Below are 5,751 nucleotides of genomic sequence, written 5' to 3' on the forward strand. Positions count from 1 at the left end.
GCATTGGAGCACTAACAAGACCCTCCCCAGCCGGAACCGAAGACCCCTCCACCGAAGAAGCAGAAACCCCAACAGAGGAAGAAACCGAAGGTTTGCTGGGAACGGCTGGTTTTGCCTGAGCCGTTGCCGGTGCTGGAGTGGATGTGCTTGTCGCCTGGGACAGGTACCTGAGAGCGCTCAGGTCAACGCCCTCGACGCCGACCTCGACTTCGATGCCGTTGATGTAGAGCTTAAACCTCTGGGCCCTCGGCGGTAGCTCGACCTTCCCGGTCTTCCTCCTCGCGAAGAACTCCCTTGCTATCTGCGGGAACAGGCAGTAGGTCAGGACGTCCTCCTCGCTCTCGGCGCCGAAGCTCCTGGCCTCCTCCCTGCATTTCTCAATGACCGGCTCGAGCAGTTCACCCGGCCTAACGGTTATGGGCTCTTCGTCGCCGAGGATGAGCTTCCTTATCTCGGGCCTTATCTCCGCAGGTGGCCTGCCGTAGAGGCCCTTCACGTAGTTCTTCACTTCCTCCGTTATCCTCTTGTACCTCCCAAAGAGGACGTTTAGAACCGCTTGAGTTCCGACTATCTGGCTCGTTGGAGTGACCAGCGGCGGCCAGCCGAGGTCTTCCCTGACTCGCGGTATTTCCTCAAGAACCTGCTGGAGCTTGTCTAAAGCTTTCATCTCCTTGAGCTGGCTTATCAGGTTGGAGTACATCCCGCCGGGAACCTGGTACTTGAGGACGTAGGGGTTTACCATGAGCGCCTCCTTGTGGAGCAGGCTGAAGTACTTCTCCTCAAGGAGGGTTTTGAGGTAGCGGGAAACCTTGTGTATCGTCTCCCTGTCGAGGTGGCTTCCAACGGCCTCGGGCAGAGCGTGCCATATCGTCTGTACCCCCGGCTGGGCCGTTCCAAAGGCGAGAGGACTTATGGCGGTGTCTATGAAGTCCGCTCCAGCCTCAACTGCTTTCATGTAAGTCGCGACAGCCATCCCCGTGGTCGAGTGGGTGTGGACGTTGACCGGAACGCCGTAGGTTTCCTTTATCTCGCTCACCAGCTCGTAGGCCTTCCATGGCGTCAGGAGGCCTGCCATGTCCTTTATGGTTATCATATCTACGTCGAGCTTTAGCAGTTCTTCAACCTTCTCCATGTAATATTCGAGAGTGAAAACCGGGCCGGTTGTGTAGGCTATTGCCCCCTGAACCTCAGCGCCGACTTCTTTTGCTTTTCTTATCGCAACCTCCATGTTCCTGACGTCGTTGAGGGCATCGAAAACCCTGAATATGTCAATCCCGTTCTTGTGGGCCAGCTCCACGAACTTTTCGACGACGTCATCGGGATAGTGCCTATAGCCGACGAGGTTCTGGCCACGCAGGAGCATCTGGAGCTTGGTCTTCCTTATGCGCTCCCTCAGCAGGCGGAGCCTCTCCCACGGGTCTTCGTTGAGGTAGCGGATGCAGACGTCGAAGGTCGCTCCACCCCAGACCTCCATCGAGTAGAAGCCGATCCTGTCCATGTCCTCGGCTATCTTTAGCATGTCCTCAGTCTGGAGGCGGGTCGCTATGAGCGACTGGTGAGCGTCCCTGAAGGTAGTGTCTATAATCTCGACTCTCCCCATTTTTCTCACCCCGTTTAAAGGTCTGCAGAAGTTGTATATTTAAATTGCTGGACAGAAATGGGAAAGGTCAGAGGAGGCCCTCCGCCTTGGCTGCCTCCTCCGGGTCCTCGTTTCTGTGGATAACCTTCAGGAGGGCCTTTATGAAGGGCTCAGGGTTCTCGCGCTGGAAGATGTTCCTTCCGACGACCGCTCCGGCTCCCCCAGCCTCGATAACCTCCCAGACAACCTTCAGAAAGTCAACGGGATTCTCAGTCTTAGCCCCGCCGCTGAGCAGAACCGGAACACCAGCGGCCGCTTCAACGACCTTCGCGAAGGTCTCCCTTGAGCCCGTCCAGTAGGTCTTTATCATGTCAGCTCCGCTCTCAGCAGCTGCCCTCGCGCCATACATAACGACGCGGTAGTCCTCCTTTTTGCCGTACTTTTCGGTTATGTAGGGGCCGCGCGGGTAGGCGAACTGCACAACCGGGAAGCCGAGGTTGTGGGCGTAGCTCGCTATCTCCGCGAACTGGCGCATCATTATGTCCTCCTGCGGTGAGCCCCAGTAGACCGTCGCTGCTATCGCATCTGCGCCGAGCTTTACGGCATCTTCGACGTACGCCAGCTGACTCTGGAGGAGCTGCTCGTCCTTCGGGCGGAGGTTCGTCTTGCTCGTGAGCTTTATCATGAGCCCCCTGTCCGGCTTGACCTCGTCTCCGGCTATTCTGGCTATTCCGGGGAGCATCATGACGCCGTCTATGCCAGCCCTGACGACCTTCCTCACGATTATCCTCGGGTTAACGTGCTCCCAGACCGGCTCGAAGTCAGTTGGGCCGTGCTCGAAGCCGTGATCCATCGCAAAGATTAGAGCCCTCCCGTCCCTGCGGAAGAACCTCCCGAGCCTTCTCCTGATGCCGACACTCGGATACGCATCCACTTTAATCACCGTGGGTGATATGCCCTTCGGGAATTTAAGGTTTTCCACCGTTAACGCTTTAAGAACATCGCGGAAGTGGGGGTGGTGTTGACGGTGAGAAAGCTCCTCCCGGTTCTCATACTCCTCCTCATCTCCCCGCTCGTCCACGCCCAGCCAGAGTGGGACTGGAAGTACAGCGACACCTGCATGGTATTCTCGATGGCCGTTAACGACAGGGGCTATGTCGCCACGGGCTTCGGCTACGACGTGATACTCATCTCACCGACGGGCAAGCGCGTCTACAAGGTTCCGAGTAGGGACTTCGCCTACTCCATCGCCATAAGCGAGAACAACTACGTGCTCGCCGGGACGCGGGGGTTCTACGTCCAGCTCTTCGACCCCCACGGGAAGCTCGCCTTTGAGTACAAAACCGGAAATCAGGTGTGGGCGGTTGCCATAAGCCCCGACGCGGAGGAATTCGTCGCCGGAAGCAACGACGGCTGGCTATACTTCTTCAGGGGAAAAAAGGTCGTCTGGAAGGCTGACACGGGGGCCCCGATATGGGGGGTCTACCTCGGGAGGGAGGTCTACGCGGGCAACGACGCCGGTTTAGTCGTCGCTTACTCCCTGAACGGAACCCGGCTCTGGGAGAAAAACCTCGGCGGAAGGGTGTGGCGCCTTAAATCAGACGGGAAGCACATAGCGGCCCTCGTCCTCCACACGGGACAGGGGGTAACGAGCGACGTCTACCTGCTCGACGGAAACGGGATCGTGCTCTGGAGCAGGCACTTCGACGACTACGTTAGGGACGTCTCGATACACGACGGTAGAGTCGCAGTCTCCGGGGACATAGGCTCGATAGACCTTTTCTCCCTGAACGGCACGCAGATCTACCAGTTCCCTGCCTTCAGCCCCTTCTGGGATGTTGCGACGAGGAGGGGCTACGTGCTGGCAGGTGGAGGGGGGAGGGACGCCGTCCTCCTGTCCCCTAACGGGACCCCCGTCTGGTACTTCCAGGACAACAGGAGCGTAAGCGTGGTGGCTATGAGCCCCAGCGGGAGGTACCTCGCCGTGGCCGACAGGACGTTCCAGACCGTGAACTGCCAGGGCACCGTCTACTTCCAGACCCTCTTCAAGGGCTCGGGCGGCACTTCAAGCACGGCTACCAACACGACAGAGACCTCCCCGTCCTTCAGTTCTTCCCCTTCCGCCGGACAGACTACTTCCTCCACCACCCAAACACCAACGCCCCACAATTCATCCGAATCCGGGAAGGGGTTGAGCGGTCACGCGGCTGAAATAGGCCTCGGGCTCGCCGCACTGATCCTAATCGCACTGCTCTGGAGGGAGATCAGGGAATGAACGCCATAGTGGCAAGAGACCTCGTCAAGGTCTACGACGGGCTGAGGGCGGTTGACGGGGTGAGCTTTGAAGTTAAAAAGGGGGAGATATTCGCCCTCCTCGGGCCCAACGGGGCCGGAAAGACCACCACAGTTAGAATGCTGACCGGTTTAACCGCGCTCGACGGCGGGGAGGCCTACGTGAACGGCCACTCCGTCGTGCGGGAGAAGCTCAAGGTGAAGGCGAGCATAGGCGTTGTCCCCGAGAACTCCAACCTCTACGACGAGCTGACTGTGGAGGAGAACCTCCGCTTTACCGCGAGGCTCTACAACGCCCCCATCGAGAGGGTTGGGGAGCTCGTCGAGGAGTTCCGCCTTCCAGCGGAGCGGAAGTTCGGGCAGCTCAGCGCCGGCCTGAAGAGGAGAGCCGTCATAGCGGCCGCCCTCGTCCACGACCCGCCGGTGCTCTTCTTGGACGAACCCACAAAGGCCCTTGACGTCCGCTCTGCCAAGGCGGTAAGGGAGATGATAGGGATCCTCAACAAGAGGGGGAAGACCGTCTTCCTGACCACCCACACGATGAGCGAGGCGGAGAAGCTGCCCCACAGGATAGCGATAATGAACAGGGGAAAGATAGTCGCCGTTGGAAAGAGGAACGAGCTCAAGAGACTCATCGGAGGAAAGGTGAAGGTACGGCTGAGCGTTGATCCCATAAGCTCCCACCTCCTGAGGGAGCTCTCGGCCTACGACCCGAGCTTCGATGGGGAAGGCCTCCTCCTGCACGTTGACGACGTGAGCGATTTCATCGGGCTCCTCTGCTCCCTCAGGGAGAGGCTCGGCTTTCGTGTTAACCACGTCTCAACGGAGCTTCCGAGCGTCGAGGACGTCTTCATAGAACTAACATCAGGGGAGGAGGAGAGACCCTGCGCCTGCGGGGGGTGCCCGCTTTGAAGATACCGGCGATAATGTACAAGGAGTTCAAGGAGTACCTTCTAAAACCTGGCTCGATAAGCTGGGGCGTGGTGTTCCCCCTCGTCTTCACCTTCGCCTTCATAGTCCGCTTTGGGGACATCGACCACCTCGCCCCGGGCCTCATCTCCATCTCGGTGCTCTTCGCGACGACTTCCTTCGTATCCTCGTCCATAATCTTCGAGAGGCGCCTGAGAACCTTTGAGAGACTCCTACTCGCCCCCCTCAGGGAGTACGAGATAATCATCGCAAAGGCCCTCGTCGGGACGATCTTCGGCTTTTTCGTCGGGGTAATAACCCTCCTCTCCCTGATCGAGTTCATGGTGTATCCGATCGAGAGCGTCCCCCTAACGCTGACCCTGATCACGTTTGGGAGCTTTGCCTTCTCGCTCTTCGGCATATGGCTCGGCCTCTACGTGAGGAACCCCATAAACGTGATGACGTGGCTCAACATCCTGAGGCTCCCGATGATGTTCACGAGCGGTGCCATTGAGTCCCTCACGCTCTTCCCCGCGTGGTTCCTCGCGGTCGGCCTCCTCACGCCCCTAACCTACCTCGTTGAGGGGCTCCGGGTCTCCATCCTGAACTACTACGAGCTCTTTCCCCTCAGCGACTCCCTCCTCGGCCTCACGGTCTTCAGCCTCCTGATGCTACTGCTCTCGATTAAAGCCCTGAAAAAGCTCTACTGAGGGAGTGGTATGATAGGCTCGAAGGTTATCCGGCTCGACGAAATTGACTCGACCAACGAATACGCGAAGGGGATAGCACCGAAGTTTCCGGAAGGCACCGTGGTAATAGCTAAAACCCAGCGGGCCGGGAGGGGGAGGAAGGGGATGTCGTGGCGGTTCGGGTGCTCTCTCGCAAGAGCAGCTACAACCAGCTCGAACTCACCACCGGGCGCTTTTCGCGCCTGCGCCCCGGAGATCTCATCGCCGGGGCTCTGGGCCATC

At 58.8% G+C, this 5,751-nt stretch carries 5 protein-coding genes and 1 pseudogene; 4 read left to right on the forward strand and 2 right to left on the reverse strand.

What is annotated here, in order from left to right; translation table 11 throughout:
- A partial coding sequence (locus MVB78_RS05775) for a pyruvate/oxaloacetate carboxyltransferase (RefSeq protein ID WP_297489121.1) occupies positions 1–1,600 on the reverse strand: 1,600 nt, incomplete at its 3' end.
- 67 nt (positions 1,601–1,667) lie between these two features.
- Positions 1,668–2,513, reverse strand: coding sequence for a class I fructose-bisphosphate aldolase (gene fba / locus MVB78_RS05780; RefSeq protein WP_297489132.1), 846 nt, complete (start codon positions 2,511–2,513; stop codon positions 1,668–1,670).
- A gap of 84 nt (positions 2,514–2,597) precedes the next feature.
- Here fba and MVB78_RS05785 point away from each other — a divergent pair, with 84 nt between their 5' ends.
- The 4 genes and pseudogenes from MVB78_RS05785 to MVB78_RS05800 all read left to right on the forward strand — a co-directional run.
- Positions 2,598–3,854, forward strand: coding sequence for a hypothetical protein (locus MVB78_RS05785; RefSeq protein WP_297489124.1), 1,257 nt, complete (start codon positions 2,598–2,600; stop codon positions 3,852–3,854).
- The gene (locus MVB78_RS05790) at positions 3,851–4,783 is read left to right on the forward strand and encodes an ABC transporter ATP-binding protein (protein ID WP_297489127.1); all 933 of its coding nucleotides are present in this window, start codon (positions 3,851–3,853) and stop codon (positions 4,781–4,783) included. The genes MVB78_RS05785 and MVB78_RS05790 overlap by 4 nt, the downstream gene beginning before the upstream one ends.
- Positions 4,771–5,490 carry an ABC transporter permease gene (locus MVB78_RS05795; protein ID WP_297489129.1) on the forward strand — a complete coding sequence of 240 codons (720 nt, stop codon included), beginning with the start codon at positions 4,771–4,773 and terminating at the stop codon, positions 5,488–5,490. The genes MVB78_RS05790 and MVB78_RS05795 overlap by 13 nt, the downstream gene beginning before the upstream one ends.
- Positions 5,491–5,499: 9 nt before the next feature.
- Positions 5,500–5,751: pseudogene (locus tag MVB78_RS05800) on the forward strand (hypothetical protein); the annotation flags it as partial.

The sequence above is a fragment of the Thermococcus sp. genome, from assembly GCF_026991495.1.
Lineage (GTDB): Archaea > Methanobacteriota_B > Thermococci > Thermococcales > Thermococcaceae > Thermococcus.